This window comes from Salmonella sp. 741265116_PST (assembly GCF_046567715.1).
Classification (GTDB): Bacteria; Pseudomonadota; Gammaproteobacteria; order Enterobacterales; family Enterobacteriaceae; genus Salmonella; species Salmonella enterica.
On sequence record NZ_JBKFPH010000042.1, the window covers coordinates 1 to 26,455 of the forward strand.

45 protein-coding genes and 2 pseudogenes are annotated in these 26,455 nt (G+C 50.6%); 40 read left to right on the forward strand and 7 right to left on the reverse strand.

Translation table 11 applies throughout. The features are described 5' to 3' along the window. The 3 genes and pseudogenes from tuf to bfr all read left to right on the forward strand — a co-directional run. A pseudogene (gene tuf, locus ACLD11_RS20060) lies at nt 1–345 on the forward strand (elongation factor Tu); the annotation flags it as partial. A 184-nt stretch (nt 346–529) separates the two neighbouring features. Beyond that, nucleotides 530–724 (forward strand): bacterioferritin-associated ferredoxin, encoded by a 195-nt coding sequence (gene bfd, locus ACLD11_RS20065; RefSeq protein WP_000289082.1) that lies wholly within the window; start codon nt 530–532, stop codon nt 722–724. Nucleotides 725–796: 72 nt separating this feature from the next. Beyond that, nucleotides 797–1,273, forward strand: coding sequence for a bacterioferritin (gene bfr / locus ACLD11_RS20070; RefSeq protein ID WP_000675530.1), 477 nt, complete (start codon nt 797–799; stop codon nt 1,271–1,273). Here bfr and hopD read toward each other — a convergent pair. Then, a complete protein-coding gene (gene hopD / locus ACLD11_RS20075) occupies nt 1,270–1,737 on the reverse strand; it encodes a leader peptidase HopD (protein WP_411015289.1) in 468 nt (155 codons plus the stop codon). The genes bfr and hopD overlap by 4 nt on opposite strands. A 379-nt stretch (nt 1,738–2,116) precedes the next feature. Here hopD and rpsJ point away from each other — a divergent pair, with 379 nt between their 5' ends. The 31 genes and pseudogenes from rpsJ to ACLD11_RS20230 form a co-directional block, all read left to right on the forward strand. After that, on the forward strand, nt 2,117–2,428 hold the full coding sequence (gene rpsJ, locus ACLD11_RS20080; protein ID WP_001181005.1) for a 30S ribosomal protein S10: 312 nt from the start codon (nt 2,117–2,119) through the stop codon (nt 2,426–2,428). Nucleotides 2,429–2,460: 32 nt separating this feature from the next. Then, nucleotides 2,461–3,090 (forward strand): 50S ribosomal protein L3, encoded by a 630-nt coding sequence (gene rplC, locus ACLD11_RS20085; RefSeq protein ID WP_000579838.1) that lies wholly within the window; start codon nt 2,461–2,463, stop codon nt 3,088–3,090. Nucleotides 3,091–3,100: 10 nt separating this feature from the next. After that, entirely contained in the window at nt 3,101–3,706 is a 606-nt protein-coding gene (gene rplD, locus ACLD11_RS20090) for a 50S ribosomal protein L4 (RefSeq protein ID WP_000424395.1), read from the forward strand. Beyond that, nucleotides 3,703–4,005: a 50S ribosomal protein L23 gene (gene rplW, locus ACLD11_RS20095; protein WP_000617546.1), complete on the forward strand. Its 303-nt coding sequence runs from the start codon at nt 3,703–3,705 to the stop codon at nt 4,003–4,005. The genes rplD and rplW overlap by 4 nt, the downstream gene beginning before the upstream one ends. Nucleotides 4,006–4,022: 17 nt before the next feature. Continuing rightward, the gene (gene rplB, locus ACLD11_RS20100; RefSeq protein ID WP_000301869.1) at nt 4,023–4,844 is read left to right on the forward strand and encodes a 50S ribosomal protein L2; all 822 of its coding nucleotides are present in this window, start codon (nt 4,023–4,025) and stop codon (nt 4,842–4,844) included. Between the two features lie 16 nt (nt 4,845–4,860). Next, nucleotides 4,861–5,139 carry a 30S ribosomal protein S19 gene (rpsS, locus tag ACLD11_RS20105; protein WP_001138115.1) on the forward strand — a complete coding sequence of 93 codons (279 nt, stop codon included), beginning with the start codon at nt 4,861–4,863 and terminating at the stop codon, nt 5,137–5,139. A 14-nt stretch (nt 5,140–5,153) separates the two neighbouring features. Further along, on the forward strand, nt 5,154–5,486 hold the full coding sequence (gene rplV, locus ACLD11_RS20110) for a 50S ribosomal protein L22 (protein ID WP_000447529.1): 333 nt from the start codon (nt 5,154–5,156) through the stop codon (nt 5,484–5,486). 17 nt (nt 5,487–5,503) lie between these two features. Beyond that, a complete protein-coding gene (gene rpsC / locus ACLD11_RS20115) occupies nt 5,504–6,205 on the forward strand; it encodes a 30S ribosomal protein S3 (protein WP_000529945.1) in 702 nt (233 codons plus the stop codon). Between the two features lie 12 nt (nt 6,206–6,217). Then, a complete protein-coding gene (gene rplP / locus ACLD11_RS20120) occupies nt 6,218–6,628 on the forward strand; it encodes a 50S ribosomal protein L16 (protein ID WP_000941208.1) in 411 nt (136 codons plus the stop codon). Continuing rightward, nucleotides 6,628–6,819 (forward strand): 50S ribosomal protein L29, encoded by a 192-nt coding sequence (rpmC, locus tag ACLD11_RS20125; protein WP_000644742.1) that lies wholly within the window; start codon nt 6,628–6,630, stop codon nt 6,817–6,819. The genes rplP and rpmC overlap by 1 nt, the downstream gene beginning before the upstream one ends. Further along, nucleotides 6,819–7,073 carry a 30S ribosomal protein S17 gene (gene rpsQ / locus ACLD11_RS20130; protein WP_000130101.1) on the forward strand — a complete coding sequence of 85 codons (255 nt, stop codon included), beginning with the start codon at nt 6,819–6,821 and terminating at the stop codon, nt 7,071–7,073. The genes rpmC and rpsQ overlap by 1 nt, the downstream gene beginning before the upstream one ends. Before the next feature lie 163 nt (nt 7,074–7,236). Beyond that, a complete protein-coding gene (gene rplN, locus ACLD11_RS20135) occupies nt 7,237–7,608 on the forward strand; it encodes a 50S ribosomal protein L14 (RefSeq protein WP_000613954.1) in 372 nt (123 codons plus the stop codon). A 10-nt stretch (nt 7,609–7,618) separates the two neighbouring features. Beyond that, on the forward strand, nt 7,619–7,933 hold the full coding sequence (gene rplX, locus ACLD11_RS20140) for a 50S ribosomal protein L24 (protein ID WP_004106345.1): 315 nt from the start codon (nt 7,619–7,621) through the stop codon (nt 7,931–7,933). 14 nt (nt 7,934–7,947) lie between these two features. After that, nucleotides 7,948–8,487, forward strand: coding sequence for a 50S ribosomal protein L5 (rplE, locus tag ACLD11_RS20145; RefSeq protein WP_001096206.1), 540 nt, complete (start codon nt 7,948–7,950; stop codon nt 8,485–8,487). Nucleotides 8,488–8,501: 14 nt separating this feature from the next. Next, nucleotides 8,502–8,807: a 30S ribosomal protein S14 gene (gene rpsN, locus ACLD11_RS20150; RefSeq protein ID WP_001118932.1), complete on the forward strand. Its 306-nt coding sequence runs from the start codon at nt 8,502–8,504 to the stop codon at nt 8,805–8,807. Nucleotides 8,808–8,840: 33 nt separating this feature from the next. Then, nucleotides 8,841–9,233: a 30S ribosomal protein S8 gene (rpsH, locus tag ACLD11_RS20155; protein WP_000062611.1), complete on the forward strand. Its 393-nt coding sequence runs from the start codon at nt 8,841–8,843 to the stop codon at nt 9,231–9,233. 12 nt (nt 9,234–9,245) lie between these two features. After that, nucleotides 9,246–9,779, forward strand: a complete 534-nt coding sequence (gene rplF / locus ACLD11_RS20160) for a 50S ribosomal protein L6 (protein ID WP_000091939.1) — start codon at nt 9,246–9,248, stop codon at nt 9,777–9,779. 9 nt (nt 9,780–9,788) lie between these two features. Beyond that, on the forward strand, nt 9,789–10,142 hold the full coding sequence (rplR, locus tag ACLD11_RS20165; protein ID WP_000358956.1) for a 50S ribosomal protein L18: 354 nt from the start codon (nt 9,789–9,791) through the stop codon (nt 10,140–10,142). A gap of 14 nt (nt 10,143–10,156) precedes the next feature. Further along, nucleotides 10,157–10,660 (forward strand): 30S ribosomal protein S5, encoded by a 504-nt coding sequence (gene rpsE, locus ACLD11_RS20170; RefSeq protein ID WP_000940121.1) that lies wholly within the window; start codon nt 10,157–10,159, stop codon nt 10,658–10,660. A 3-nt stretch (nt 10,661–10,663) separates the two neighbouring features. Then, nucleotides 10,664–10,843, forward strand: a complete 180-nt coding sequence (gene rpmD / locus ACLD11_RS20175; RefSeq protein WP_001140434.1) for a 50S ribosomal protein L30 — start codon at nt 10,664–10,666, stop codon at nt 10,841–10,843. A gap of 3 nt (nt 10,844–10,846) precedes the next feature. After that, complete coding sequence (gene rplO / locus ACLD11_RS20180) at nt 10,847–11,281, forward strand: 50S ribosomal protein L15 (protein ID WP_001238917.1); 435 nt, start codon at nt 10,847–10,849, stop codon at nt 11,279–11,281. Nucleotides 11,282–11,288: 7 nt separating this feature from the next. Further along, nucleotides 11,289–12,620, forward strand: coding sequence for a preprotein translocase subunit SecY (gene secY / locus ACLD11_RS20185; RefSeq protein ID WP_001118864.1), 1,332 nt, complete (start codon nt 11,289–11,291; stop codon nt 12,618–12,620). Nucleotides 12,621–12,651: 31 nt separating this feature from the next. After that, the gene (gene rpmJ / locus ACLD11_RS20190) at nt 12,652–12,768 is read left to right on the forward strand and encodes a 50S ribosomal protein L36 (RefSeq protein ID WP_000868187.1); all 117 of its coding nucleotides are present in this window, start codon (nt 12,652–12,654) and stop codon (nt 12,766–12,768) included. 146 nt (nt 12,769–12,914) lie between these two features. Continuing rightward, complete coding sequence (gene rpsM / locus ACLD11_RS20195; protein ID WP_000090780.1) at nt 12,915–13,271, forward strand: 30S ribosomal protein S13; 357 nt, start codon at nt 12,915–12,917, stop codon at nt 13,269–13,271. Nucleotides 13,272–13,287: 16 nt separating this feature from the next. Continuing rightward, a complete protein-coding gene (gene rpsK / locus ACLD11_RS20200) occupies nt 13,288–13,677 on the forward strand; it encodes a 30S ribosomal protein S11 (RefSeq protein ID WP_001029758.1) in 390 nt (129 codons plus the stop codon). A gap of 33 nt (nt 13,678–13,710) precedes the next feature. Next, nucleotides 13,711–14,331, forward strand: coding sequence for a 30S ribosomal protein S4 (gene rpsD, locus ACLD11_RS20205; RefSeq protein WP_000135226.1), 621 nt, complete (start codon nt 13,711–13,713; stop codon nt 14,329–14,331). Between the two features lie 25 nt (nt 14,332–14,356). Continuing rightward, nucleotides 14,357–15,346, forward strand: a complete 990-nt coding sequence (locus tag ACLD11_RS20210; RefSeq protein WP_001162094.1) for a DNA-directed RNA polymerase subunit alpha — start codon at nt 14,357–14,359, stop codon at nt 15,344–15,346. A gap of 40 nt (nt 15,347–15,386) precedes the next feature. After that, nucleotides 15,387–15,770, forward strand: coding sequence for a 50S ribosomal protein L17 (rplQ, locus tag ACLD11_RS20215; protein WP_001216370.1), 384 nt, complete (start codon nt 15,387–15,389; stop codon nt 15,768–15,770). A 107-nt stretch (nt 15,771–15,877) separates the two neighbouring features. Then, the gene (locus ACLD11_RS20220; protein WP_000266515.1) at nt 15,878–16,246 is read left to right on the forward strand and encodes a DUF1992 domain-containing protein; all 369 of its coding nucleotides are present in this window, start codon (nt 15,878–15,880) and stop codon (nt 16,244–16,246) included. A gap of 10 nt (nt 16,247–16,256) precedes the next feature. Then, entirely contained in the window at nt 16,257–16,682 is a 426-nt protein-coding gene (gene zntR, locus ACLD11_RS20225; protein ID WP_000285588.1) for a Zn(2+)-responsive transcriptional regulator, read from the forward strand. Between the two features lie 57 nt (nt 16,683–16,739). After that, nucleotides 16,740–16,943, forward strand: a pseudogene (locus tag ACLD11_RS20230) (alternative ribosome-rescue factor A); the annotation flags it as partial. Between the two features lies 1 nt (nt 16,944). Here ACLD11_RS20230 and mscL read toward each other — a convergent pair. The 5 genes from mscL to def all read right to left on the reverse strand — a co-directional run bounded on the left by mscL (nt 16,945) and on the right by def (nt 21,711). After that, nucleotides 16,945–17,358: a large-conductance mechanosensitive channel protein MscL gene (gene mscL, locus ACLD11_RS20235; protein WP_000008119.1), complete on the reverse strand. Its 414-nt coding sequence runs from the start codon at nt 17,356–17,358 to the stop codon at nt 16,945–16,947. Nucleotides 17,359–17,499: 141 nt separating this feature from the next. Next, entirely contained in the window at nt 17,500–18,876 is a 1,377-nt protein-coding gene (trkA, locus tag ACLD11_RS20240) for a Trk system potassium transporter TrkA (RefSeq protein WP_411015290.1), read from the reverse strand. A gap of 21 nt (nt 18,877–18,897) precedes the next feature. Continuing rightward, nucleotides 18,898–20,187, reverse strand: coding sequence for a 16S rRNA (cytosine(967)-C(5))-methyltransferase RsmB (rsmB, locus tag ACLD11_RS20245; RefSeq protein WP_411015291.1), 1,290 nt, complete (start codon nt 20,185–20,187; stop codon nt 18,898–18,900). A gap of 51 nt (nt 20,188–20,238) precedes the next feature. Beyond that, nucleotides 20,239–21,186 carry a methionyl-tRNA formyltransferase gene (gene fmt, locus ACLD11_RS20250; RefSeq protein WP_411015292.1) on the reverse strand — a complete coding sequence of 316 codons (948 nt, stop codon included), beginning with the start codon at nt 21,184–21,186 and terminating at the stop codon, nt 20,239–20,241. Between the two features lie 15 nt (nt 21,187–21,201). Beyond that, complete coding sequence (gene def / locus ACLD11_RS20255; RefSeq protein WP_000114987.1) at nt 21,202–21,711, reverse strand: peptide deformylase; 510 nt, start codon at nt 21,709–21,711, stop codon at nt 21,202–21,204. 131 nt (nt 21,712–21,842) lie between these two features. Between def and dprA the strand changes: the two genes are divergently transcribed. Genes dprA through ACLD11_RS20285 form a run of 6 tightly spaced genes read left to right on the forward strand, consistent with a single transcriptional unit; the run spans nt 21,843 to nt 25,635 of the window. After that, nucleotides 21,843–22,967, forward strand: coding sequence for a DNA-protecting protein DprA (dprA, locus tag ACLD11_RS20260; RefSeq protein WP_000124531.1), 1,125 nt, complete (start codon nt 21,843–21,845; stop codon nt 22,965–22,967). Next, a complete protein-coding gene (smg, locus tag ACLD11_RS20265) occupies nt 22,939–23,412 on the forward strand; it encodes a DUF494 family protein Smg (protein WP_000460663.1) in 474 nt (157 codons plus the stop codon). Before dprA ends, smg begins: the two co-directional genes overlap by 29 nt. 26 nt (nt 23,413–23,438) lie before the next feature. Next, nucleotides 23,439–23,981, forward strand: coding sequence for a type I DNA topoisomerase (locus tag ACLD11_RS20270; RefSeq protein ID WP_001129708.1), 543 nt, complete (start codon nt 23,439–23,441; stop codon nt 23,979–23,981). 4 nt (nt 23,982–23,985) lie between these two features. Beyond that, nucleotides 23,986–24,558 carry an L-threonylcarbamoyladenylate synthase type 1 TsaC gene (gene tsaC / locus ACLD11_RS20275; protein ID WP_001063613.1) on the forward strand — a complete coding sequence of 191 codons (573 nt, stop codon included), beginning with the start codon at nt 23,986–23,988 and terminating at the stop codon, nt 24,556–24,558. A 4-nt stretch (nt 24,559–24,562) separates the two neighbouring features. Next, complete coding sequence (aroE, locus tag ACLD11_RS20280; protein ID WP_023994025.1) at nt 24,563–25,381, forward strand: shikimate dehydrogenase; 819 nt, start codon at nt 24,563–24,565, stop codon at nt 25,379–25,381. After that, a complete protein-coding gene (locus ACLD11_RS20285; RefSeq protein ID WP_001070571.1) occupies nt 25,378–25,635 on the forward strand; it encodes a DUF1488 domain-containing protein in 258 nt (85 codons plus the stop codon). Before aroE ends, ACLD11_RS20285 begins: the two co-directional genes overlap by 4 nt. Here ACLD11_RS20285 and ACLD11_RS20290 read toward each other — a convergent pair. Then, a complete protein-coding gene (locus ACLD11_RS20290; RefSeq protein ID WP_411015293.1) occupies nt 25,611–26,165 on the reverse strand; it encodes a gamma carbonic anhydrase family protein in 555 nt (184 codons plus the stop codon). The two genes, ACLD11_RS20285 and ACLD11_RS20290, sit on opposite strands and share 25 nt — an antisense overlap. Nucleotides 26,166–26,455 lie beyond the last annotated feature (290 nt).

Consider the following 26,455-nt stretch of genomic DNA (forward strand, 5'->3'; position numbering starts at 1 on the left):
GGTATCAAACGTGAAGAAATCGAACGTGGTCAGGTACTGGCTAAGCCGGGCACCATCAAGCCGCACACCAAGTTCGAATCTGAAGTGTACATTCTGTCCAAAGATGAAGGCGGCCGTCATACTCCGTTCTTCAAAGGCTACCGTCCGCAGTTCTACTTCCGTACTACTGACGTGACTGGTACCATCGAACTGCCGGAAGGCGTAGAGATGGTCATGCCGGGCGACAACATCAAAATGGTTGTTACCCTGATCCACCCGATCGCAATGGACGACGGTCTGCGTTTCGCAATCCGTGAAGGCGGCCGTACCGTTGGCGCGGGCGTTGTTGCTAAAGTTCTGGGCTAATTACTCGTTAATTAGTTTTGAATTGAAGAGGGCGCTTCTGCGCCCTTTTTGTTGCCTGCTATTTAGCCGCTGTTATATTTATTCACCCTTTTTAACGCTTCTCCCATGGCGTAAATCGCTTTGTGCTATTGTAATCATAACAATTCTCATTTACACTTTGTGCGGAAATTGAACGGGAGCGATCATGTACGTTTGTTTGTGTAATGGTATAAGCGATAAAAAAATCCGCCAGGCTGTACGACAATTTCATCCACAGTCATTTCAACAGTTGCGTAAATTTATTCCTGTGGGAAATCAATGTGGTAAGTGTATTCGCGCCGCGCGAGAAGTGATGCAGGATGAGTTAACGCAAATGCCGGAATTTAAAGAGATCGCCTGAGTCACACTCTTTTTTTTGACATCCCTGTAGCCCCATCTACGCTCTAGAGAGTGGAAGCGGAGGGACTATAAAATGAAAGGTGATGTTAAAATCATAAATTATCTCAATAAACTATTGGGAAATGAGCTTGTCGCAATTAATCAGTATTTTCTTCATGCCCGTATGTTCAAAAACTGGGGGCTGACCCGGCTTAATGATGTTGAGTACCATGAATCCATTGATGAGATGAAACACGCCGATAAGTATATTGAGCGTATTTTATTTCTGGAAGGCATACCGAACCTACAGGATCTGGGCAAGCTGGGCATCGGTGAAGATGTCGAAGAGATGCTACGATCGGATCTCCGGCTCGAACTGGAAGGCGCAAAAGATCTACGTGAGGCAATAGCCTATGCCGATAGCGTTCATGATTATGTCAGCCGGGATATGATGATTGAAATTCTTGCCGACGAGGAAGGTCACATCGACTGGCTGGAAACTGAGCTGGATTTGATTGCCAAACTTGGTATGCAAAATTATCTGCAATCACAAATTAAGGTTACCGATTAACCGTCTGGAAATAAAGCTTTCCAACCTGTTATGAAACCCGCCACCGCCAGCCATGGCCCAAAAGGTAGCGGGTTTATTAATGCCGATTTACCTCTCACCAGTAGCGCGACGCCAAACCCGCCACAGGCCAACATGGCGGCAAGGAAAACCAGTAACGGCAGTCTTTCCCAACAATGCCACGCCCCTAAGGCAGCAAGATACTTGACGTCGCCATATCCGAGCCCCTCTTTCTGATAACGCAGGCGATAGCCCCAGTAAATTAACGCGAATCCGCTATAGCCGGCGATAGCACCCCAAAGCGCATCCGGTAAACGCTCCGGCAGGCAAATCTGGTGATAAAGCAGACCACCCCACAGTAATGGACAGGTAAACCGGTCAGGCAACAGACCGGTACGCGCGTCGTATATGCCAAGTAATAAAGAGAACGACGCATAAAAAATGAGAAAGGGGAGGGCAACAAACATAAGCAAATCCTCGTCAAGGCTTGTGCTCACCTTTATAGATTTATGCGACAGCGACAACGACGTATCGCCAGATTTGCCTGATGCCTTCCAAAGAAAAGATGCGCGTTGCCATCTCATGCGTACCACCTGGAATCATGCTCGCATAAGAATAAAGTGCTTAATTTCTATCCGACACTTGCGTCAGGCTGAGATTTACGTATAATGCGCGGGCTTGTCGTAATTGACGGCAGGTTCGATTTGAACCTCGAATAGCCGATTTGGCTATTTAACAATGCTCCCAATCGGGGAGCTACGTAAGAACGGTTACACTCTCCCATCAATCGTAATGGGTGTGAGGAGTAATCATTTTCGTTTATAAAATAATTGGAGCTCTGGTCTCATGCAGAACCAAAGAATCCGTATCCGCCTGAAAGCGTTTGATCATCGTCTGATCGATCAATCAACCGCGGAAATCGTCGAGACTGCCAAGCGCACTGGTGCGCAGGTTCGCGGTCCGATCCCGCTGCCGACCCGCAAAGAGCGCTTTACCGTTCTGATCTCTCCGCACGTTAACAAAGATGCGCGCGATCAGTACGAAATTCGCACTCACAAGCGTCTGGTTGACATCGTTGAGCCAACCGAGAAAACCGTTGATGCTCTGATGCGTCTGGACCTGGCTGCCGGTGTAGACGTGCAGATCAGCCTGGGTTAATCAGGTCATCGAGCGATTGAGAGGTTGATACAATGATTGGTTTAGTCGGTAAAAAAGTGGGTATGACCCGCATCTTCACTGAAGATGGCGTCTCTATCCCAGTAACCGTAATCGAAGTTGAAGCAAACCGTGTTACTCAGGTTAAAGACCTGGCTAACGATGGCTACCGCGCTGTTCAGGTTACTACGGGTGCTAAAAAAGCTAACCGTGTCACCAAGCCGGAAGCGGGTCACTTTGCTAAAGCTGGCGTAGAAGCTGGCCGTGGTCTGTGGGAATTCCGTCTGGCTGAAGGCGAAGAATACACCGTAGGTCAGAGCATCAGCGTTGAACTGTTTGCTGACGTTAAAAAAGTTGACGTAACCGGTACCTCTAAAGGTAAAGGTTTCGCTGGTACCGTTAAGCGCTGGAACTTCCGTACCCAGGACGCTACTCACGGTAACTCCTTGTCTCACCGCGTTCCGGGTTCTATCGGTCAGAACCAGACTCCGGGCAAAGTGTTCAAAGGCAAGAAAATGGCAGGTCAGATGGGTAATGAGCGCGTAACCGTTCAGAGCCTTGACGTAGTACGCGTTGACGCTGAGCGCAACCTGCTGCTGGTTAAGGGTGGTGTTCCGGGTGCAACCGGTTGCGACCTGATCGTTAAACCAGCTGTGAAGGCGTAAGGGGATAGCAATGGAATTAGTATTGAAAGACGCGCAGAGCGCGCTGACTGTTTCCGAAACTACCTTCGGTCGTGATTTCAACGAAGCGCTGGTTCACCAGGTTGTTGTTGCTTATGCAGCTGGTGCTCGTCAGGGTACTCGTGCTCAGAAGACTCGTGCTGAAGTAACTGGTTCCGGTAAAAAACCGTGGCGCCAGAAAGGCACTGGCCGTGCGCGTTCAGGTTCTATCAAGAGCCCGATCTGGCGTTCCGGTGGCGTGACCTTCGCTGCTCGTCCGCAGGACCACAGTCAAAAAGTTAACAAGAAGATGTACCGCGGCGCGCTGAAAAGCATCCTGTCCGAACTGGTACGTCAGGATCGTCTGATCGTTGTCGAGAAGTTCTCTGTAGAAGCGCCGAAAACTAAGCTGCTGGCACAGAAACTGAAAGACATGGCTCTGGAAGATGTGCTGATCATCACCGGTGAGCTGGACGAGAACCTGTTCCTGGCCGCACGTAACCTGCACAAGGTTGACGTACGCGATGCGACTGGTATCGACCCGGTTAGCCTGATCGCCTTCGACAAAGTCGTAATGACTGCTGATGCTGTTAAGCAAGTTGAGGAGATGCTGGCATGATTCGTGAAGAACGTCTGCTGAAGGTGCTGCGCGCACCGCACGTTTCTGAAAAAGCGTCTACTGCGATGGAAAAAACCAACACCATCGTTCTCAAAGTTGCTAAAGACGCGACCAAAGCAGAAATCAAAGCTGCTGTGCAGAAACTGTTTGAAGTCGAAGTCGAAGTCGTTAACACCCTGGTTGTTAAAGGGAAAGTTAAACGTCACGGACAGCGTATCGGTCGTCGTAGCGACTGGAAAAAAGCTTACGTCACCCTGAAAGAAGGCCAGAATCTGGACTTCGTCGGCGGCGCTGAGTAAGTCGGAGGAGTAATACAATGGCAGTTGTTAAATGTAAACCGACATCTCCGGGTCGTCGCCACGTCGTTAAAGTGGTCAACCCAGAGCTGCACAAGGGCAAACCTTTTGCTCCGCTGGTTGAAAAAAACAGCAAATCCGGTGGTCGTAACAACAATGGCCGTATCACCACTCGTCATATCGGTGGTGGTCACAAACAGGCTTATCGTATTGTTGACTTCAAACGCAACAAAGACGGTATCCCGGCAGTTGTTGAACGTCTTGAGTACGATCCGAACCGTTCCGCGAACATCGCGCTGGTTCTGTACAAAGACGGCGAACGCCGTTACATCCTGGCCCCGAAAGGCCTGAAAGCTGGCGACCAGATTCAGTCTGGCGTTGATGCTGCAATCAAAGCAGGCAACACCCTGCCGATGCGCAATATCCCGGTTGGTTCTACCGTTCATAACGTAGAAATGAAACCAGGTAAAGGCGGTCAGCTGGCGCGTTCCGCTGGTACTTACGTTCAGATCGTTGCTCGCGATGGCGCTTATGTCACCCTGCGTCTGCGTTCTGGTGAAATGCGTAAAGTCGAAGCAGACTGCCGTGCAACCCTGGGCGAAGTTGGCAATGCTGAGCATATGCTGCGCGTTCTGGGTAAAGCAGGTGCTGCACGCTGGCGTGGCGTTCGTCCTACCGTTCGCGGTACTGCGATGAACCCAGTAGACCACCCACATGGTGGTGGTGAAGGTCGTAACTTTGGTAAGCACCCGGTAACTCCGTGGGGCGTTCAGACCAAAGGTAAGAAGACCCGCAGCAACAAGCGTACTGATAAATTCATCGTACGTCGCCGTAGCAAATAATTTTAGAGGATAAGCCATGCCACGTTCTCTCAAGAAAGGTCCTTTTATTGACCTGCACTTGCTGAAGAAGGTAGAGAAAGCGGTGGAAAGCGGAGACAAGAAGCCCCTGCGCACTTGGTCCCGTCGTTCAACGATCTTTCCTAACATGATCGGTTTGACCATCGCTGTCCATAATGGTCGTCAGCACGTTCCGGTATTTGTTTCCGACGAAATGGTCGGTCACAAACTGGGTGAATTCGCACCGACTCGTACTTATCGCGGCCACGCTGCTGATAAAAAAGCGAAGAAGAAATAAGGTAGGAGGAAGAGATGGAAACTATCGCTAAACATCGCCATGCTCGTTCTTCTGCTCAGAAGGTTCGCCTTGTTGCTGACCTGATTCGCGGTAAGAAAGTGTCGCAGGCTCTGGATATTCTGACCTACACCAACAAGAAAGCGGCTGTACTGGTCAAGAAAGTTCTGGAATCTGCCATTGCTAACGCTGAACACAACGATGGCGCTGACATTGACGATCTGAAAGTTACGAAAATTTTCGTAGACGAAGGCCCGAGCATGAAGCGCATTATGCCGCGTGCAAAAGGTCGTGCAGATCGCATCCTGAAGCGCACCAGCCACATCACTGTGGTTGTGTCCGATCGCTGAGACTCTGGAGACTAGCAATGGGTCAGAAAGTACATCCTAATGGTATTCGCCTGGGTATTGTAAAACCATGGAACTCTACCTGGTTTGCGAACACCAAAGAATTCGCTGACAACCTGGACAGCGATTTTAAAGTACGTCAGTACCTGACGAAGGAACTGGCTAAAGCGTCTGTATCTCGTATCGTTATCGAGCGTCCGGCTAAGAGCATCCGTGTGACTATTCACACCGCTCGCCCGGGTATCGTTATCGGTAAAAAAGGTGAAGACGTAGAAAAACTGCGTAAGGTCGTAGCGGATATCGCTGGCGTTCCTGCACAGATCAACATCGCCGAAGTTCGTAAACCTGAACTGGACGCTAAACTGGTTGCTGACAGCATCACTTCTCAGCTGGAACGTCGCGTTATGTTCCGTCGTGCGATGAAGCGTGCTGTACAGAACGCCATGCGTCTGGGCGCTAAAGGTATCAAAGTTGAAGTTAGCGGCCGTCTGGGCGGCGCGGAAATCGCACGTACCGAATGGTACCGCGAAGGTCGCGTACCGCTGCACACTCTGCGTGCTGACATCGACTACAACACCTCTGAAGCGCACACCACTTATGGTGTAATCGGCGTTAAAGTGTGGATCTTCAAAGGCGAGATCCTGGGTGGTATGGCTGCTGTTGAACAACCGGAAAAACCGGCTGCTCAACCGAAAAAGCAGCAGCGTAAAGGCCGTAAATAAGGAGCGTCGCTGATGTTACAACCAAAGCGTACAAAATTCCGTAAAATGCACAAAGGCCGCAACCGTGGTCTGGCTGCAGGCGCGGATGTTAGCTTCGGCAGCTTCGGCCTGAAAGCTGTTGGCCGTGGTCGTCTGACTGCCCGTCAGATCGAAGCAGCACGTCGTGCTATGACCCGTGCAGTTAAGCGTCAAGGTAAGATCTGGATCCGTGTATTCCCGGACAAACCGATCACTGAAAAGCCGCTGGCAGTGCGTATGGGTAAAGGTAAAGGTAACGTGGAGTATTGGGTTGCCTTGATTCAGCCGGGTAAAGTCCTGTATGAAATGGACGGCGTACCGGAAGAGCTGGCCCGTGAAGCATTCAAGCTGGCAGCAGCGAAACTGCCGATTAAAACCACCTTTGTAACTAAGACGGTGATGTAATGAAAGCAAAAGAGCTGCGTGAGAAGAGCGTTGAAGAGCTGAACACCGAGCTACTGAACCTGCTGCGTGAGCAGTTCAACCTGCGTATGCAGGCTGCAAGTGGCCAGCTGCAACAGTCTCACCTGTTGAAGCAAGTGCGTCGTGATGTCGCACGCGTTAAGACTTTACTGACTGAGAAGGCGGGTGCGTAATGACCGATAAAATCCGTACTCTGCAAGGTCGCGTGGTTAGCGACAAAATGGAGAAATCCATTGTTGTTGCTATCGAACGTTTTGTGAAACACCCGATCTACGGTAAATTCATCAAGCGTACGACCAAAATGCACGTACATGACGAGAACAACGAATGTGGTATCGGCGACGTGGTTGAAATCCGCGAATGCCGTCCGCTGTCCAAGACCAAATCCTGGACTCTGGTTCGCGTTGTAGAGAAAGCGGTTCTGTAATACAGTACGCATTCTCAACGAATAAACGGCTCAGCGATGGGCCGTTTATTTTTTCTACCCATATCTGATTTGCGGTGTTATAATGCCGCGCCCTCGATATGGGGTTTTTTTAACGACCTGATTTTCGGGTCTCAGTAGTAGTTGACATTAGCGGAGCACTAAAATGATCCAAGAACAGACTATGCTGAACGTCGCCGACAACTCCGGTGCACGTCGCGTAATGTGTATCAAGGTTCTGGGTGGCTCGCACCGTCGCTACGCAGGCGTAGGCGACATCATTAAGATCACCATCAAAGAAGCGATTCCGCGTGGTAAGGTCAAAAAAGGTGATGTGCTGAAGGCGGTAGTGGTGCGCACCAAGAAGGGTGTTCGTCGCCCGGACGGTTCTGTCATTCGCTTCGATGGTAATGCATGCGTTATTTTAAACAATAACAGCGAGCAGCCTATCGGTACGCGTATTTTTGGGCCGGTAACTCGTGAACTTCGTAACGAGAAGTTCATGAAAATTATCTCTCTGGCACCAGAAGTACTCTAAGGAGCGAATCATGGCAGCGAAAATCCGTCGTGATGACGAAGTTATCGTGTTAACCGGTAAAGATAAAGGTAAACGCGGTAAAGTTAAGAATGTCTTGTCTTCCGGCAAGCTCATTGTTGAAGGTATCAACCTGGTTAAGAAACACCAGAAGCCGGTTCCGGCTCTGAACCAACCGGGCGGCATCGTTGAAAAAGAAGCTGCAATTCAGGTTTCTAACGTTGCAATCTTCAATGCGGCAACCGGCAAGGCTGACCGTGTAGGCTTTAGATTCGAAGACGGCAAAAAAGTCCGTTTCTTCAAGTCTAACAGCGAAACTATCAAGTAATTTGGAGTAGTACGATGGCGAAACTGCATGATTACTACAAAGACGAAGTAGTTAACAAACTCATGACTGAGTTTAACTACAATTCTGTCATGCAAGTCCCTCGGGTCGAGAAGATCACCCTGAACATGGGTGTTGGTGAAGCGATCGCTGACAAGAAACTGCTGGATAACGCAGCAGCAGACCTGACAGCAATCTCCGGTCAAAAACCGTTGATCACCAAAGCACGCAAATCTGTTGCAGGCTTCAAAATCCGTCAGGGCTATCCGATCGGCTGTAAAGTAACTCTGCGTGGCGAACGCATGTGGGAGTTCTTTGAGCGCCTGATCACTATTGCTGTTCCTCGTATCCGTGACTTCCGTGGCTTGTCCGCTAAGTCATTCGACGGTCGTGGTAACTACAGCATGGGTGTCCGTGAGCAGATCATCTTCCCAGAAATCGACTACGATAAAGTCGACCGCGTTCGTGGTTTGGATATTACCATTACCACTACTGCGAAATCTGACGAAGAAGGCCGTGCTCTGCTGGCTGCCTTTGACTTCCCGTTCCGCAAGTAAGGTAGGGTTACTAAATGGCTAAGCAATCAATGAAAGCACGCGAAGTAAAACGCGTAGCTTTAGCTGATAAATACTTCGCGAAACGCGCTGAACTGAAAGCGATCATCTCTGATGTGAACGCAACCGACGAAGATCGTTGGAATGCGGTTCTTAAGCTGCAGACTCTGCCGCGTGATTCCAGCCCGTCACGTCAGCGTAACCGCTGCCGTCAAACTGGTCGTCCGCACGCTTTCCTGCGGAAGTTCGGGTTGAGCCGTATTAAGGTCCGTGAAGCCGCTATGCGCGGTGAAATTCCGGGTCTGAAAAAGGCTAGCTGGTAATTGTCACCAATTGAATCACGGGAGTAAAGACAGATGAGCATGCAAGATCCGATCGCGGATATGCTGACCCGTATCCGTAACGGTCAGGCCGCGAACAAAGCTGCGGTCACCATGCCTTCCTCCAAGCTGAAAGTGGCAATTGCCAACGTGCTGAAGGAAGAAGGTTTTATTGAAGATTTTAAAGTTGAAGGCGACACCAAGCCGGAACTGGAACTGACTCTTAAGTATTTCCAGGGTAAAGCTGTTGTAGAAAGCATTCAGCGTGTCAGCCGCCCAGGCCTGCGCATCTACAAACGTAAAGATGAGCTGCCGAAAGTTATGGCCGGTCTGGGTATCGCAGTTGTTTCTACCTCTAAAGGTGTTATGACTGATCGTGCAGCGCGCCAGGCTGGTCTTGGTGGCGAAATTATCTGCTACGTAGCCTAATCGGAGGAAAAAATGTCTCGTGTTGCTAAAGCACCGGTCGTTGTTCCTGCCGGCGTTGATGTCAAAATCAACGGTCAGGTTATTACGATCAAAGGTAAAAACGGCGAGCTGACTCGTACTCTCAACGATGCTGTTGAAGTTAAACATGCAGATAATGCACTGACCTTCGGTCCGCGTGATGGTTACGCAGACGGTTGGGCACAGGCTGGTACCGCGCGTGCCCTGCTGAACTCAATGGTTATCGGTGTTACCGAAGGCTTCACTAAGAAGCTGCAGCTGGTTGGTGTAGGTTATCGTGCAGCGGTTAAAGGGAATGTAGTAAACCTGTCTTTAGGTTTCTCTCACCCGGTTGACCATCAGCTGCCGGCAGGTATCACTGCTGAATGTCCGACTCAAACTGAAATCGTGCTGAAAGGCGCTGATAAGCAGGTGATCGGCCAGGTTGCAGCAGATCTGCGCGCCTACCGTCGTCCTGAGCCTTACAAAGGCAAGGGTGTTCGTTACGCCGACGAAGTCGTGCGTACCAAAGAGGCTAAGAAGAAGTAAGGTAACACTATGGATAAGAAATCTGCTCGTATCCGTCGTGCGACCCGCGCACGCCGCAAGCTCAAAGAGCTGGGCGCAACTCGCCTGGTGGTACATCGTACCCCGCGTCATATTTACGCACAGGTAATTGCACCGAACGGTTCTGAAGTTCTGGTAGCTGCTTCTACTGTAGAAAAAGCTATCGCTGAACAACTGAAGTACACCGGTAACAAAGACGCGGCTGCAGCTGTGGGTAAAGCTGTCGCTGAACGCGCTCTGGAAAAAGGCATCAAAGATGTGTCCTTTGACCGTTCCGGGTTCCAATATCATGGTCGTGTCCAGGCACTGGCAGATGCTGCCCGTGAAGCTGGCCTTCAGTTCTAAGGTAGAGGTGTAAGATGGCTCACATCGAAAAACAAGCTGGCGAACTGCAGGAAAAGCTGATCGCGGTAAACCGCGTATCTAAAACCGTTAAAGGTGGTCGTATTTTCTCCTTCACAGCTCTGACTGTAGTAGGCGATGGTAACGGTCGCGTAGGTTTTGGTTACGGTAAAGCGCGTGAAGTTCCAGCAGCGATCCAGAAAGCGATGGAAAAAGCCCGTCGCAATATGATTAACGTCGCGCTGAACAACGGCACCCTGCAGCACCCGGTTAAAGGTGTTCACACGGGGTCTCGTGTATTCATGCAGCCAGCTTCCGAAGGTACCGGTATCATCGCCGGTGGTGCAATGCGCGCCGTTCTGGAAGTTGCTGGGGTTCATAACGTTCTGGCTAAAGCATACGGTTCCACCAACCCGATCAACGTGGTTCGTGCAACTATTGATGGCCTGGAAAATATGAATTCTCCAGAAATGGTCGCTGCCAAGCGTGGTAAATCCGTTGAAGAAATTCTGGGGAAATAAACCATGGCAAAGACTATTAAAATTACTCAAACCCGCAGTGCAATCGGTCGTCTGCCGAAACACAAGGCAACGCTGCTTGGCCTGGGTCTGCGTCGTATTGGTCACACCGTAGAGCGCGAGGATACTCCTGCTGTTCGTGGTATGGTCAACGCGGTTTCCTTCATGGTTAAAGTTGAGGAGTAAGAGATGCGTTTAAATACTCTGTCTCCGGCCGAAGGCTCCAAAAAGGCGGGTAAACGCCTGGGTCGTGGTATCGGTTCTGGCCTCGGTAAAACCGGTGGTCGTGGTCACAAAGGTCAGAAGTCTCGTTCTGGCGGTGGCGTACGTCGCGGTTTCGAGGGTGGTCAGATGCCTCTGTACCGTCGTCTGCCGAAATTCGGCTTCACTTCTCGCAAAGCAGCGATTACAGCCGAAGTTCGTCTGTCTGACCTGGCGAAAGTAGAAGGCGGCGTTGTAGACCTGAACACGCTGAAAGCGGCAAACATTATCGGTATCCAGATCGAGTTCGCGAAAGTGATCCTGGCTGGCGAAGTCACTACTCCGGTAACTGTTCGTGGCCTGCGTGTTACTAAAGGCGCTCGTGCTGCTATCGAAGCTGCTGGCGGTAAAATCGAGGAATAAGTAGCAGATGGCTAAACAACCGGGATTAGATTTTCAAAGTGCCAAAGGTGGCTTAGGTGAGCTGAAACGCAGACTGCTGTTTGTTATCGGCGCGCTGATTGTGTTCCGTATTGGCTCTTTTATTCCGATCCCTGGTATTGATGCCGCTGTACTTGCCAAACTGCTTGAGCAACAGCGAGGCACCATCATTGAAATGTTTAACATGTTCTCTGGTGGTGCTCTCAGCCGTGCTTCTATCTTTGCCCTGGGGATCATGCCGTATATTTCGGCGTCGATCATTATCCAGCTGTTGACGGTGGTTCATCCCACGTTGGCAGAAATTAAGAAAGAAGGGGAGTCTGGTCGTCGTAAGATCAGCCAGTACACCCGTTACGGTACTCTGGTGCTGGCGATATTCCAGTCGATCGGTATTGCTACCGGTTTGCCGAATATGCCTGGTATGCAGGGCCTGGTGATGAATCCAGGCTTTGCATTCTATTTCACCGCTGTTGTAAGTCTGGTTACAGGAACCATGTTCCTGATGTGGCTCGGCGAACAGATTACTGAGCGCGGTATCGGTAACGGTATCTCAATCATCATCTTCGCTGGTATCGTTGCGGGACTCCCGCCAGCCATTGCCCATACTATCGAGCAAGCGCGTCAAGGCGACCTGCACTTCCTCGTGTTGCTGTTGGTTGCAGTATTAGTATTTGCAGTGACGTTCTTTGTAGTATTCGTTGAACGTGGTCAACGCCGTATTGTGGTAAACTACGCCAAACGTCAGCAAGGTCGTCGTGTCTATGCTGCACAGAGCACACATTTACCGCTGAAAGTGAATATGGCGGGGGTAATCCCGGCAATCTTCGCTTCCAGTATTATTCTGTTCCCGGCGACCATCGCGTCATGGTTCGGGGGCGGTACTGGTTGGAACTGGCTGACAACAATTTCGCTGTATTTGCAGCCTGGGCAACCGCTTTATGTGTTACTCTATGCGTCTGCAATCATCTTCTTCTGTTTCTTCTACACGGCGTTGGTTTTCAACCCGCGTGAAACAGCAGATAACCTGAAGAAGTCCGGTGCATTTGTACCAGGAATTCGTCCGGGAGAGCAAACGGCGAAGTATATCGATAAAGTAATGACCCGCCTGACCCTGGTTGGTGCGCTGTATATTACCTTTATCTGCCTGATCCCGGAGTTCATGCGTGATGCAATGAAAGTGCCGTTCTACTTCGGTGGGACCTCACTGCTTATCGTTGTTGTCGTGATTATGGACTTTATGGCTCAAGTGCAAACTCTGATGATGTCCAGTCAGTATGAGTCTGCATTGAAGAAGGCGAACCTGAAAGGCTACGGCCGTTAATTGGTCGCCTGAGAAGTTACGGAGAGTAAAAATGAAAGTTCGTGCTTCCGTCAAGAAATTATGCCGTAACTGCAAAATCGTTAAGCGTGATGGTGTCATCCGTGTGATTTGCAGTGCCGAGCCGAAGCATAAACAGCGCCAAGGCTGATTTTTTCGCATATTTTTCTTGCAAAGTTGGGTTGAGCTGGCTAGATTAGCCAGCCAATCTTTTGTATGTCTGTACGTTTCCATTTGAGTATCCTGAAAACGGGCTTTTCAGCATGGTACGTACATATTAAATAGTAGGAGTGCATAGTGGCCCGTATAGCAGGCATTAACATTCCTGATCAGAAACACGCCGTGATCGCGTTAACTTCGATCTACGGTGTCGGCAAGACCCGTTCTAAAGCCATCCTGGCTGCAGCGGGTATCGCTGAAAATGTTAAGATCAGTGAGCTGTCTGAAGAACAAATCGACACGCTGCGTGACGAAGTTGCCAAATTTGTCGTTGAAGGTGATCTGCGCCGTGAAATCAGCATGAGCATCAAGCGCCTGATGGATCTTGGTTGCTATCGCGGTTTGCGTCATCGTCGTGGTCTCCCGGTTCGCGGTCAGCGTACCAAGACCAACGCTCGTACCCGTAAGGGTCCGCGCAAACCGATCAAGAAATAATCGGGGTGATTGAATAATGGCAAAGGCACCAGTTCGCGCACGTAAACGTGTAAGAAAACAAGTCTCTGACGGCGTGGCTCATATCCATGCTTCTTTCAACAACACCATCGTGACTATTACCGATCGTCAGGGTAATGCGCTGGGTTGGGCAACAGCCGGTGGTTCCGGTTTCCGTGGTTCTCGCAAATCCACTCCGTTTGCAGCTCAGGTTGCAGCAGAGCGTTGCGCTGACGCCGTGAAAGAATACGGTATCAAGAATCTGGAAGTTATGGTTAAAGGTCCGGGTCCAGGCCGCGAATCTACTATTCGTGCTCTGAACGCCGCTGGTTTCCGCATCACTAATATTACTGATGTGACTCCGATCCCTCATAACGGTTGTCGTCCGCCGAAAAAACGTCGCGTATAACGCTTCGTTTTCCAGGTTAGTTGGAGAAAGAAAATGGCAAGATATTTGGGTCCTAAGCTCAAGCTGAGCCGTCGTGAGGGCACCGACTTATTCCTTAAGTCTGGCGTTCGCGCGATCGATACCAAGTGTAAAATTGAACAAGCTCCTGGCCAGCACGGTGCGCGTAAGCCGCGTCTGTCTGACTATGGTGTGCAGTTGCGTGAAAAGCAAAAAGTTCGCCGCATTTACGGTGTGCTGGAGCGTCAGTTCCGTAACTACTACAAAGAAGCAGCACGTCTGAAAGGCAACACCGGTGAAAACCTGTTGGCTCTGCTGGAAGGTCGTCTGGACAACGTTGTATACCGTATGGGCTTCGGCGCCACTCGTGCGGAAGCACGTCAGCTGGTTAGCCATAAAGCAATTATGGTAAACGGTCGTGTTGTTAACATCGCTTCTTATCAGGTTAGTCCGAATGACGTTGTTAGCATTCGTGAGAAAGCGAAGAAGCAGTCTCGCGTGAAAGCCGCTCTGGAGCTGGCTGAGCAGCGTGAAAAGCCAACCTGGCTGGAAGTTGATGCTGGCAAGATGGAAGGTACGTACAAGCGTAAGCCTGAGCGTTCTGATCTGTCTGCGGACATTAACGAACACCTGATCGTCGAGCTTTACTCCAAGTAAAGCTTAGTACCAAAGAGAGGACACAATGCAGGGTTCTGTGACAGAGTTTCTAAAACCGCGCCTGGTAGATATCGAGCAAGTGAGTTCGACGCACGCCAAGGTGACCCTTGAGCCTTTAGAGCGTGGCTTCGGCCATACTCTGGGTAACGCACTGCGCCGTATTCTGCTCTCATCGATGCCGGGTTGCGCGGTGACCGAGGTTGAGATTGATGGTGTACTACATGAGTACAGCACCAAAGAAGGCGTTCAGGAAGACATCCTGGAAATCCTGCTCAACCTGAAAGGGCTGGCGGTGAGAGTTCAGGGTAAAGATGAAGTTATTCTTACCTTGAATAAATCTGGCATTGGCCCTGTGACTGCAGCCGATATCACCCATGATGGGGATGTCGAAATCGTCAAGCCGCAGCACGTGATCTGCCACCTGACCGATGAAAACGCGTCTATTAGTATGCGTATCAAAGTTCAGCGCGGTCGTGGTTATGTGCCGGCTTCTACCCGAATTCATTCGGAAGAAGATGAGCGCCCAATCGGCCGTCTGCTGGTCGACGCCTGCTACAGCCCTGTAGAGCGTATTGCCTACAATGTTGAAGCAGCGCGTGTAGAACAGCGTACCGACCTGGACAAGCTGGTCATCGAAATGGAAACCAACGGCACAATCGATCCTGAAGAGGCGATTCGTCGTGCGGCAACCATCCTGGCTGAACAACTGGAAGCTTTCGTTGATTTACGTGATGTACGTCAACCGGAAGTGAAAGAAGAGAAACCAGAATTCGATCCGATCCTGCTGCGCCCTGTTGACGATCTGGAATTGACTGTCCGCTCTGCTAACTGCCTCAAGGCAGAAGCTATCCACTATATCGGTGATCTGGTACAGCGTACCGAGGTTGAGCTTCTTAAGACGCCTAACCTGGGTAAAAAATCTCTTACCGAGATTAAAGACGTGCTGGCTTCCCGTGGACTGTCTCTGGGTATGCGCCTGGAAAACTGGCCACCGGCAAGCATCGCTGACGAGTAACCGGATCACAGGTTAAGGTTTTACTGAGAAGGATAAGGTCATGCGCCATCGTAAGAGTGGTCGTCAACTGAACCGCAACAGCAGCCATCGCCAGGCTATGTTCCGCAACATGGCAGGTTCACTGGTTCGTCATGAAATCATCAAGACGACCCTGCCTAAAGCGAAAGAGCTGCGTCGCGTAGTTGAGCCGCTGATTACTCTTGCCAAGACTGATAGCGTTGCTAATCGTCGTCTGGCATTCGCCCGTACTCGTGATAACGAGATCGTGGCAAAACTGTTTAACGAGCTGGGCCCGCGTTTCGCGAGCCGCGCCGGTGGTTACACTCGCATTCTGAAGTGTGGCTTCCGTGCAGGCGACAACGCGCCGATGGCATACATCGAGCTGGTTGATCGTTCAGAGAAAACAGAAGCTGCTGCAGAGTAATCTGTAGTAACGTAAAAAAACCCGCTTCGGCGGGTTTTTTTATACCCTCCTGAACCCCACATATCTACAATAATTGTATTCTTTTCGTTCAATCCCTGGAGCGACGTATGTGGTTACTTGACCAGTGGGCAGAGCGTCATATTATTGAGGCACAGCGTAAAGGCGAGTTTGATAATCTGCCTGGCCGCGGCGAGCCGCTTATTCTGGATGATGATTCTCATGTGCCGGCGGAACTTCGTGCGGGTTATCGCTTACTCAAGAATGCGGGCTGTCTTCCCCCTGAACTGGAGCAGCGCAGAGACGCTATTCAGTTACTTGATATCCTCAACAGTATCCGGGAAGATGACCCTCGATATCATCAGGTAAGTCGCCAGCTCTCGCTGCTTGAACTAAAACTTCGGCAGGCTGGGTTGAGTACCGACTTTTTACACGGTGAGTATGCAGAAAAACTGCTGCATAAAATCAACGATAATTAACGGAGCTTGTATGTATCGCATTGGTGAGCTGGCAAAGCTGGCAGACGTAACGCCTGATACCATTCGTTACTATGAAAAACAACAGATGATGGATCATGAGGTACGTACTGAAGGCGGGTTTCGTCTGTATACCGAAAACGATCTGCAGCGCCTCAAGTTTATTCGTTATGCGCGGCAGTTGGGTTTCACGCTTGAGTCGATCCGTGAACTTTTATCGATCCGAATTGATCCTGAGCACCATACCTGTCAGGAGTCAAAAAGTATTGTGCAAGAGCGATTGCAGGAAGTTGAAGCCAGGATTGCGGAACTGCAAACGATGCAGCGTTCGTTACAAAGGCTTAATGATGCTTGTTGCGGAACGGCCCACAGTAGCGTCTATTGTTCCATTCTGGAAGCCCTGGAACAGGGGGCCAGTGGAGCGAAATCAGGATGTTGATTTATTGAACCGGCGGGGCTACACTCGCGCCGTTAATTTATACAATCGGGAGACATTATGAGTCGTTATCAACATAAGAAAGGTCAGATAAAGGACAATGCCATTGAGGCATTACTGCACGATCCCCTTTTCAGGCAACGCGTTGAAAAAAATAAGAAAGGCAAAGGAAGTTATCTGCGTAAAGGTAAACACGGTAATCGAGGGAACTGGGAGGCCAGTGGCAAGAAAGTAAGTGACTTTTTTACCACTGGCCTTCTGCTTATTAAGAACGGTTATTTTGTTCTTTCAGCAGATCGCGGATTTCGCCCAATAACACTTCCTCTTTAGAAGGCGCTGGCGGAGCTGCCGGCTCTTCTGCTTTTTTACGGTTGAGTCTGTTGATAAGCTTAATGGCAACAAAGATAGCAAAGGCCACAATCACAAAATCAAATACGTTCTGGATAAACACGCCGTAATGCATGACGACCGCCGGAATATCTCCCTGCGCTTCGCGTAACGTAAAAGCAAATTGTTTAAAGTCGATCCCGCCGATTAACAATCCCAACGGCGGCATAATGATATCGGCAACCAGTGAAGAAACAATCTTACCGAATGCCGCGCCAATAATGACACCCACTGCCAAATCCACAACATTCCCGCGCATCGCGAATTCGCGAAATTCTTTAATAAAACTCATTTTTATTCTCCCTATGCAGCTGACGTTATAAGTTTAACAAATGCTAAGGCATTTTCCATTTACGGCTTCTGTTTAGCGAAATAAATTAAACCTTGATAAATAAAGGGAATTAAAAAGGGCGCTGAATGAGCGCCCCTTAAATTAGAGGAAGAAAGGACTTGGCTGGAACAGACGTTCGACGTCGGTAATAAACTTTTTATCGGTCAAAAACATAATGACGTGATCGCCTTGTTCAATGCGTAAATTGTCATTAGCAATCATGACATCATTACCGCGAACGACCGCGCCAATAATGGTGCCTGGCGGCAGTTTTATTTCGTCAATGACGCGGCCAACCACGCGGGAAGTGCTTTCATCGCCGTGCGCGACGGCTTCGATGGCTTCGGCAACCCCGCGACGTAGTGAGGAAACGCCGACGATATCTGCTTTACGCACATGGCTCAGTAATGCAGAGATGGTGGCCTGCTGCGGAGAAATCGCAATATCTATAACGCTACCCTGCACAAGATCGACATAAGCTCGACGCTGAATCAGCACCATCACTTTTTTGGCGCCCATACGCTTAGCCAACATCGCGGACATGATATTGGCTTCGTCATCGTTGGTGACGGCAATAAACAGATCGACCTGATCAATATGCTCCTCCGCCAGCAATTCCTGATCGGAAGCGTCGCCAAAAAAGACGATCGTGTTTTGCAGTTTCTCAGCCAGTTCTGCGGCGCGTTGTTGATCGCGTTCGATCAATTTAACGCTATAGTCTTTTTCCAGACGCCTTGCCAGCCCGGCACCGATATTGCCGCCGCCCACCAGCATGATGCGCTTGTAGGGTTTTTCCAGACGCTGTAATTCGCTCATTACTGCACGGATATGCTGTGAAGCCGCAATAAAGAAGACTTCATCCCCTGCTTCCACGATAGTCGAGCCCTGAGGGCGGATTGGTCTGTCATGGCGGAAAATTGCGGCAACGCGGGTATCGATATGCGGCATATGCTCTCGCATTGTCGAGAGCGCGTTACCTATTAGTGGACCGCCATAGTAGGCTTTAACTACTGCCAGACTGACTTTCCCTTCGGCAAAGTTTACAACCTGTAATGCTCCCGGATACTCGATCAGACGATAAATATTATCGATAACCAACTGCTCTGGCGCGATCAGATGATCAATCGGAACCGCTTCAGAATGAAAGAGTTTATCCGCATCGCGAACATAGTCCGGGGAGCGAATGCGGGCGATACGGTTTGGAGTGTTGAAGAGTGAATAGGCTACCTGACAGCCAACCATATTAGTTTCATCTGAACTGGTGACAGCGACTAGCATATCCGCATCGTCAGCGCCCGCTTCGCGCAACACGCGGGGATGCGAACCATGCCCCTGAACTACGCGTAGATCGAACTTATCTTGCAAACTGCGTAACCGTTCGCCGTTGGTATCAACCACCGTGATGTCGTTGTTTTCGCCGACCAGGTTTTCCGCCAGTGTTCCGCCAACTTGCCCTGCGCCCAGTATGATAATTTTCATCAGTCGTGGCCCGTTATCTCATCACTTTTTGATTAGCTTAGCGTAAAAGAACCCATCACCTTCTTCACCGCCCGGCAGATTTTGCTGTCCTGGCTGATCAGGTGTTCCCGTTTCGCTGAGCGCGGCATCGGGAGTGCGTTGCAAAAAGGCTTTGATCTGATCGCGGTTTTCTTCCGGCAGTACGGAGCAGGTGGCGTAAACCAGCGTCCCGCCGGGCTTCAGGCGCGGCCAGACGGCATCAAGAATTTCCGCCTGTAATTGCGCCAGTTCTGCGATATCGCGATCGCGACGCAGCCATTTGATATCTGGATGACGGCGAATGACGCCGGTTGCGGAGCAGGGCGCATCCAGCAGAATACGGTCAAACTGCTGCTCGCCGCACCATTGGGCGGGATAACGTCCATCCCCTTGTTTAACTGTCGCTTTCATCCCAAGACGCTTTAGGTTGTCGTAAACGCGGGAGAGCCGTTGTTCATCAATATCAACCGCCAACACGTCTGCTTCGGGGGCCACTTCGAGAATATGCGTGGTTTTACCGCCGGGCGCGGCGCACAAGTCTAAAATGTACTCACCGTTCTGAGGAGCGAGAAAAACCGCACATCCCTGCGCAGAGGCATCCTGGACAGTTACCCAACCCTCAGCAAAACCGGGTAAAGCATGTACCGGAGCTGGCGTTTCCAGACGTACAGCGTCGGGATAATCGGGATGGGGATATCCCTTCATGCCTGCGTCTTCAAGTAAGCCAAGCCAACCGTCGCGGGTGTGGTGTGTACGATTTACACGTAGCCACATAGGCGGACGCTGGTTATTCGCATCAATAATGTGTTGCCACTGTGTGGGGTAAGCATTTTGCAAACGCTTTACCAGCCAACCTGGATGTAAAAAGCGCGCATCGCTGGTCGCAAACTCATTAAGCAACGTTTCCTGCTGGCGCTGGAACTGGCGCAGGACGCCGTTAATTAACCCTTTCAACTGCGGACGTTTGATGGAGACCGCGCCTTCAACGGTTTCAGCCAGCGCCGCATGGGGAGGAACGCGGGTGTACAGCAACTGATAAAAGCCGACCATAATTAAGTAATGCACAGTACGCTGCTTGCCGGTCATTGGACGAGACATCAGCTTATTGATCAGCCATTCCAGCTGTGAAAGGGTGCGCAGGACGCCAAAGCACAGCTCCTGAAGTAGCGCTTTGTCTTTATCGGCGACTTTTTGTTGCAGCGGCGGGAGCACATTACTTAATGATTGTCCCTGCTCGACGACCTGTTCAACGGCCTGTGCCGCCAGACTACGTAAATTGTTTTGTTTTTTCATATGTATAAAATAAAAATGCCCGGTAACACCGGGCTTATAAAGACGTGACCGTCAGGCAAGACGGTTACCAGGAATAAACCATTCCCGGCGTGAATTTAACAGATCCTGGGCGCTCATCGCTTTTTTGCCGGCAGGCTGAAGCGAAAGCAAATTTAATATCCCCTTGCCTGTTGCAACCTGGATGCCCTGTTTCGTCGCGGCCAGAATGGTTCCCGGCAGCGACTGCGTGGCGTCCTCAATGACGGATGCCTGCCAGACTTTTACCAGCTGGCCGTCGATTTCCAGCCAGCTCATTGGCCACGGATTAAAGGCACGAATGCAACGCTCCAGCTGTGCTGCGGAGAGAGACCAGTCAATACGCGCTTCTTCTTTACTGAGCTTTTCCGCATGAGTGACCAGCGCTTCATTCTGTGCTTCAGGCGTCGCTGTGCCGTCCGCCAGTTGTTTTAGTGTGGTAATTAACCCCTGCGGGCCAAGTTCAGCCAACTTATTATACAGTGAGCCACTGGTATCTTCTGCGGTAATCGGGCACGCAAGTTTATACAGCATGTCGCCGGTATCCAGCCCTACATCCATCTGCATAATTGTGACGCCGGTTTCCGCATCGCCTGCCCAGAGTGAGCGCTGAATAGGCGCCGCGCCGCGCCAGCGTGGAAGCAGCGAACCGTGAACGTTGATACATCCGAGACGGGGCATATCAAGCACTGCCTTTGGGAGAATCAGACCATATGCTACGACAACCATGACGTCGGCATGTAAGTCAGCAACCAGATGCTGGTTTTCCTGAGGACGAAGCGACACGGGCTGGAAAACGGGCAGGCCTTTTTCTTCCGCCAGCACTTTTACCGGGCTGGGCATCAACTTTTTGCCGCGACCTGCTGGACGATCGGGTTGGGTAAATACGCCGACAACGTTATGTCCAGAAGTTAACAGCGCGTCGAGATGACGCGCTGCAAAGTCAGGTGTACCCGCAAAAATAATACGTAGTGAATCTGACACGTTGGTTCTTGTCCTTTAAGCCCGGGCGTTCAGGCGGTCGAGTTTTTCTACTTTCTGACGAATACGTTGTTGCTTCAGCGGCGACAAATAATCGATAAACAGTTTACCGACCAGATGATCCATCTCATGCTGAATGCAAATTGCCAGCAAACCATCCGCTTCAAGCTCAAACGGGTTGCCGTCGCGATCCAGCGCGCGGATTTTCACTTTCTCGGCGCGCGGCACTAAAGCGCGCTGTTCCGGAATCGACAGACAGCCTTCTTCTATACCCGTTTCGCCACTTTTCTCCAGCAATTCCGGGTTAATGAGTACCAGGCGCTCGTCGCGGTTTTCCGAAACGTCAATCACGATGATCCGCTGGTGGATATCAACCTGCGTTGCGGCCAGACCGATACCTTCTTCCGCGTACATCGTTTCGAACATATCATCGACGATACGCTGAATTTCTGCATTCACTTCTTCAACCGGCTTTGCGACTTTGCGAAGGCGCTCGTCCGGAATATGTAACACTTGCAAAACTGACATAATTATCCAGAGTTGTGTTCAGGAGTTGAAAAGATTATTACCCCTATTCTAGACAAATCCCCACCTGATTGACAGCATCAGTGACCAATCGCAAAGATTGTTCAGACTGCTTGTGGCAGGGGAGGGAAAGGATGGCCCGTACCGAAATTTGGTTACGTTTAATGTACGTCGGCGACCTTTATGGCGAGGCGATGTTGAACATGGCGAACTCGCTTATTCGCCAGCCTCAGATAAATCGCACGCACCTTCAGGAGGCTGGTCTTACCGCGCGGCAAGCTGAACGTTTTTTACAGCTTCCAGCAGGTGTGCTTGATGAGACATTACGCTGGCTTGAACTACCGCAGCACCATTTTCTGTGTGCGGATAGTGAGATTTATCCTCCCCAACTGCGTGCTATTGACGATTATCCCGGCGCTATTTTTATTGACGGCGATCCTGCCTGTCTGCATACCTGCCAACTTGCCGTCGTAGGAAGCCGGAGCCACTCCTGGTATGGAGAACGCTGGGGACGTCTGCTTTGCGAAAGCCTTGCGAAAAGCGGTTTGACGATCACCAGCGGCCTTGCCCGGGGAATTGATGGCGTAGCACACAACGCCGCGGTGAGTATGGGAGGAAAAAGTGTAGCGGTGTTAGGGAATGGCTTGGCAAAGATTTATCCTCGCCGACATGCCATGCTGGCTGAAAACTTGATTGCTACCGGCGGCGCAGTGGTCTCAGAATTTCCGCTTTCAACGCCTCCGCTACCGCAAAATTTTCCTCGCAGAAACCGCATTATCAGCGGACTGAGCAAAGGCGTGCTGGTGATTGAGGCGGCGTTGCGCAGCGGTTCGTTGGTGACGGCGCGCTGCGCGCTTGAACAGGGACGGGACGTTTTTGCATTACCAGGTCCTATCGGTAGTCCGGGAAGCGAAGGCACGCACTGGTTAATTAAACAAGGGGCCACGCTTGTGACGACGCCGGAGGATATTCTGGAAAATTTGCAATACGGCTTACACTGGTTGCCAACTACGGCGGAAAATTCACTTTATTCACTAAATCAGGATGAGGCGGCATTGCCATTTCCTGAGCTCCTGGCTAACGTAGGAGATGAGGTAACACCTGTTGACGTCGTCGCTGAACGTGCCGGCCAACCTGTGCCAGCGGTAGTGGCTCAGCTACTCGAACTGGAGTTAGCAGGATGGATCGCAGCTGTACCCGGCGGCTATGTCCGATTAAGGAGGGCAAGCCATGTTCGACGTACTAATGTATTTGTTTGAAACATACATCCATAACGAAGCCGAGCTGCGCGTGGATCAGGACAGACTGGAGCGTGATCTCACCGACGCTGGGTTTGATCGCGAAGACATCTACAATGCGCTGCTGTGGCTGGAAAAACTCGCTGACTATCAGGATGGCCTCGCGGAACCCATGCAACTTGCTTCCGACCCTCTTTCAATGCGCATTTATACGGTTGAAGAGTGTGAAAGGCTTGATGCCAGTTGCCGGGGGTTCCTGTTATTCCTTGAGCAGATTCAGGTGCTAAACCTCGAAACACGAGAAATGGTGATTGAGCGTGTGCTGGCGCTGGATACCGCAGAGTTTGACCTGGAAGACTTGAAATGGGTTATTTTGATGGTGTTATTCAACATTCCGGGCTGTGAAAACGCCTATCAGCAAATGGAAGAATTACTCTTTGAGGTAAATGAAGGTATGCTGCATTGATAGGTGTTAATGCTGCATGAGTGAATATGGCTAAATCAGCACTGTTTTCGGTGCGTAAAAATGAGCCCTGCCCGCAGTGCGGGGCCGAACTGGTAATTCGCTCCGGGAAACATGGTCCGTTTCTCGGCTGTTCTCGCTATCCGGAATGCGATTATGTTCGTCCGCTGAAAAGTCAGGCGGACGGGCATATCGTTAAAATTCTGGAGGGGCAACTGTGTCCTGAGTGTGGCGCCGTACTGGTGCTGCGTCAGGGGCGCTTTGGCATGTTTATCGGATGCAGTCAGTATCCGCAATGTGAACATACAGTAGTTATTGATAAACCGGATGAAACGGCGATCGCCTGTCCAGCCTGCCAGCAAGGACATTTGGTCCAGCGCCGTTCTCGTTACGGTAAAATCTTTCATTCCTGCGATCGCTACCCGGAATGTCAGTTCGTCATTAACTTCACACCGGTTGCGGGGGAATGCCCCGAGTGCCATTATCCGCTACTCATCGAAAAGAAAACCGCGCAGGGCGTGAAGCGCTTTTGCGCCAGTAAACAATGTGGAAAGCCGGTTCCGGTGGAATAAACAAGTGAATAATAACCTGCCAACAGGATCTATCGCCGCGGCGGTAGATCTCCTGAATAAAGAAAATGTCATCGCTTATCCAACAGAAGCCGTTTTCGGCGTCGGCTGCGATCCCGATAGTGAAACAGCCGTTACGCGCCTGCTGGCGTTAAAACAACGGCCCGTCGATAAGGGACTCATTTTGATTGCCGCCAGCTTTGAGCAGTTAAAACCTTATATTGATGACAGCATACTTACCGCCGCACAGCGTAAAGCGGTATTTGATTGCTGGCCCGGGCCGGTAACGTTTGTTTTTCCTGCGCCCGCGACAACGCCGCGGTGGCTCACGGGACGTTTTGATTCCCTGGCCGTTCGTGTTACCAATCACCCGCTGGTGGTCGCGCTATGCAATGCGTATGGCAAACCGCTGGTTTCCACCAGCGCCAATCTGAGCGGATTACCGCCATGCCGTACCGTTGAAGAGGTGCGTGCGCAATTTGGCGATGATTTTCCGGTGGTTGAAGGCGCAACGGGTGGGCGTCTAAATCCTTCAGAAATTCGCGATGCTCTGACGGGCGAACTGTTCCGACAGGGGTAATATGATGGAAACCTATGCTGTTTTTGGAAATCCGATTGCGCACAGCAAATCGCCATTTATTCATCAGCAATTTGCTCAGCAGCTAGATATTGTTCACCCCTATGGTCGCGTGCTGGCCCCTATTAATAATTTCATTAATACGCTTGATGCCTTTTTCGCGGCAGGGGGAAAAGGCGCAAACATCACAGTACCTTTTAAAGAGGAGGCGTTTGCGCGATCGGATGAGTTAACGGAACGAGCATCGCTGGCGGGAGCCGTTAACACATTAAAACGGCTGGAAGATGGTCGTTTGCTTGGCGACAATACTGACGGTATCGGTTTATTAAGCGATCTCAAACGTTTAAATTTTATCCGCCCAGGATGGCGTATTTTGCTGATTGGCGCGGGCGGCGCATCCCGGGGCGTGCTGTTACCTCTGCTTTCTTTGGATTGCGCGGTCACTATCACCAACCGTACAGCTTCACGTGCCGAAGCGTTGGCGAAAATCTTTGCTCATACCGGCAGCATTCATGCCATGGATATGGACAAGCTGGATGGTTGTGAGTTTGACCTGATTATTAATGCGACCTCCAGCGGCATACGGGGCGAAATCCCGGCGATTCCGGCGTCACTTATTCACCCTTCCCTCTGTTGCTATGACATGTTCTATCAAAAAGGGAATACGCCATTTCTCTCCTGGTGTGTACAACAGGGCGCAAAACGCTACGCAGATGGGCTGGGAATGCTGGTGGGGCAGGCTGCACATGCCGTTTTGCTTTGGCACGGTGTATTACCGCAGGTCGAGCCAGTAATTAAGCTGCTACAGCAGGAATTATTAGCGTGAACCAGGCCATACAATTTCCTGACCGCGAAGAATGGGATACTGCCGCCAGCGCTATCATCTTTCCCGCCCTGGTTAATGGGATGCAACTCACGTGTGCAATAAAAAAAGATGTACTGGCGTATCGCTTTGGTGGAGAAACAGCGGAGCAATGGCTGGCCATTTTTCGTGAGTATCGCTGGGACCTGGAAGAAGAGGCAGAAGCATTAATCCTGGCCCAGCAGGAAGACGATCACGGTTGGATATGGTTATCCTGAGAAAGATAGTCGTCTTTCCATTTTACATAGTTATTGGCGGAGTACCGCAGGCCCGATCTCTCAGCATCGCTCAGGGGGCGGATCTGTTTTACCGGACTGCCAAGATATAAATAGCCGCTTTCCAGCCGTTTGTGCTGCGGCACCAGGCTTCCCGCACCAATCATTACGTCATCTTCTATTATCGCGCCATCCAGCACAATGGAGCCCATACCGACCAGTACGCGGTTACCGATGGCACAGCCGTGCAGCATAACTTTATGGCCAACGGTAACATCTTCGCCAATGATTAATGGGTTGCCGTGTGGATTGGATGGAGACTTGTGGGTTACGTGAAGAACGCTGCCATCCTGAATGTTCGTACGAGCCCCTATCGCAACGTAATTCACATCGCCGCGAATCACCACAAGCGGCCAGATCCCGACATCATCCGCCAGACGGACATCGCCAATAACCACGCTGCTGGTATCGATCATCACGCGCTGACCGATTTCAGGAAAAAGATCCTTATAAGGACGTAATGTGTCAGACATGTCTACCTCATCATAAATGAATAGTCATGAAGACTTTGGTTGCTTTACCGGCGTTGTGCAAGGGGAGATAGCATCAAAAAATCGCCACTTTGTGCAGGAATGGAGCGAAAGGGATGAAAAATCAACAAACAGAAAAAAAGATCCAAAAAACGCTTGTGCAAAAAAATGGGATCCCTATAATGCGCCTCCATCGACACGGCGGATGTGAATCACTTCACACAAACAGTCGGTCGGTTGAAGAGAAAAATCCTGAAATTCAGGGTTGACTCTGAAAGAGGAAAGCGTAATAT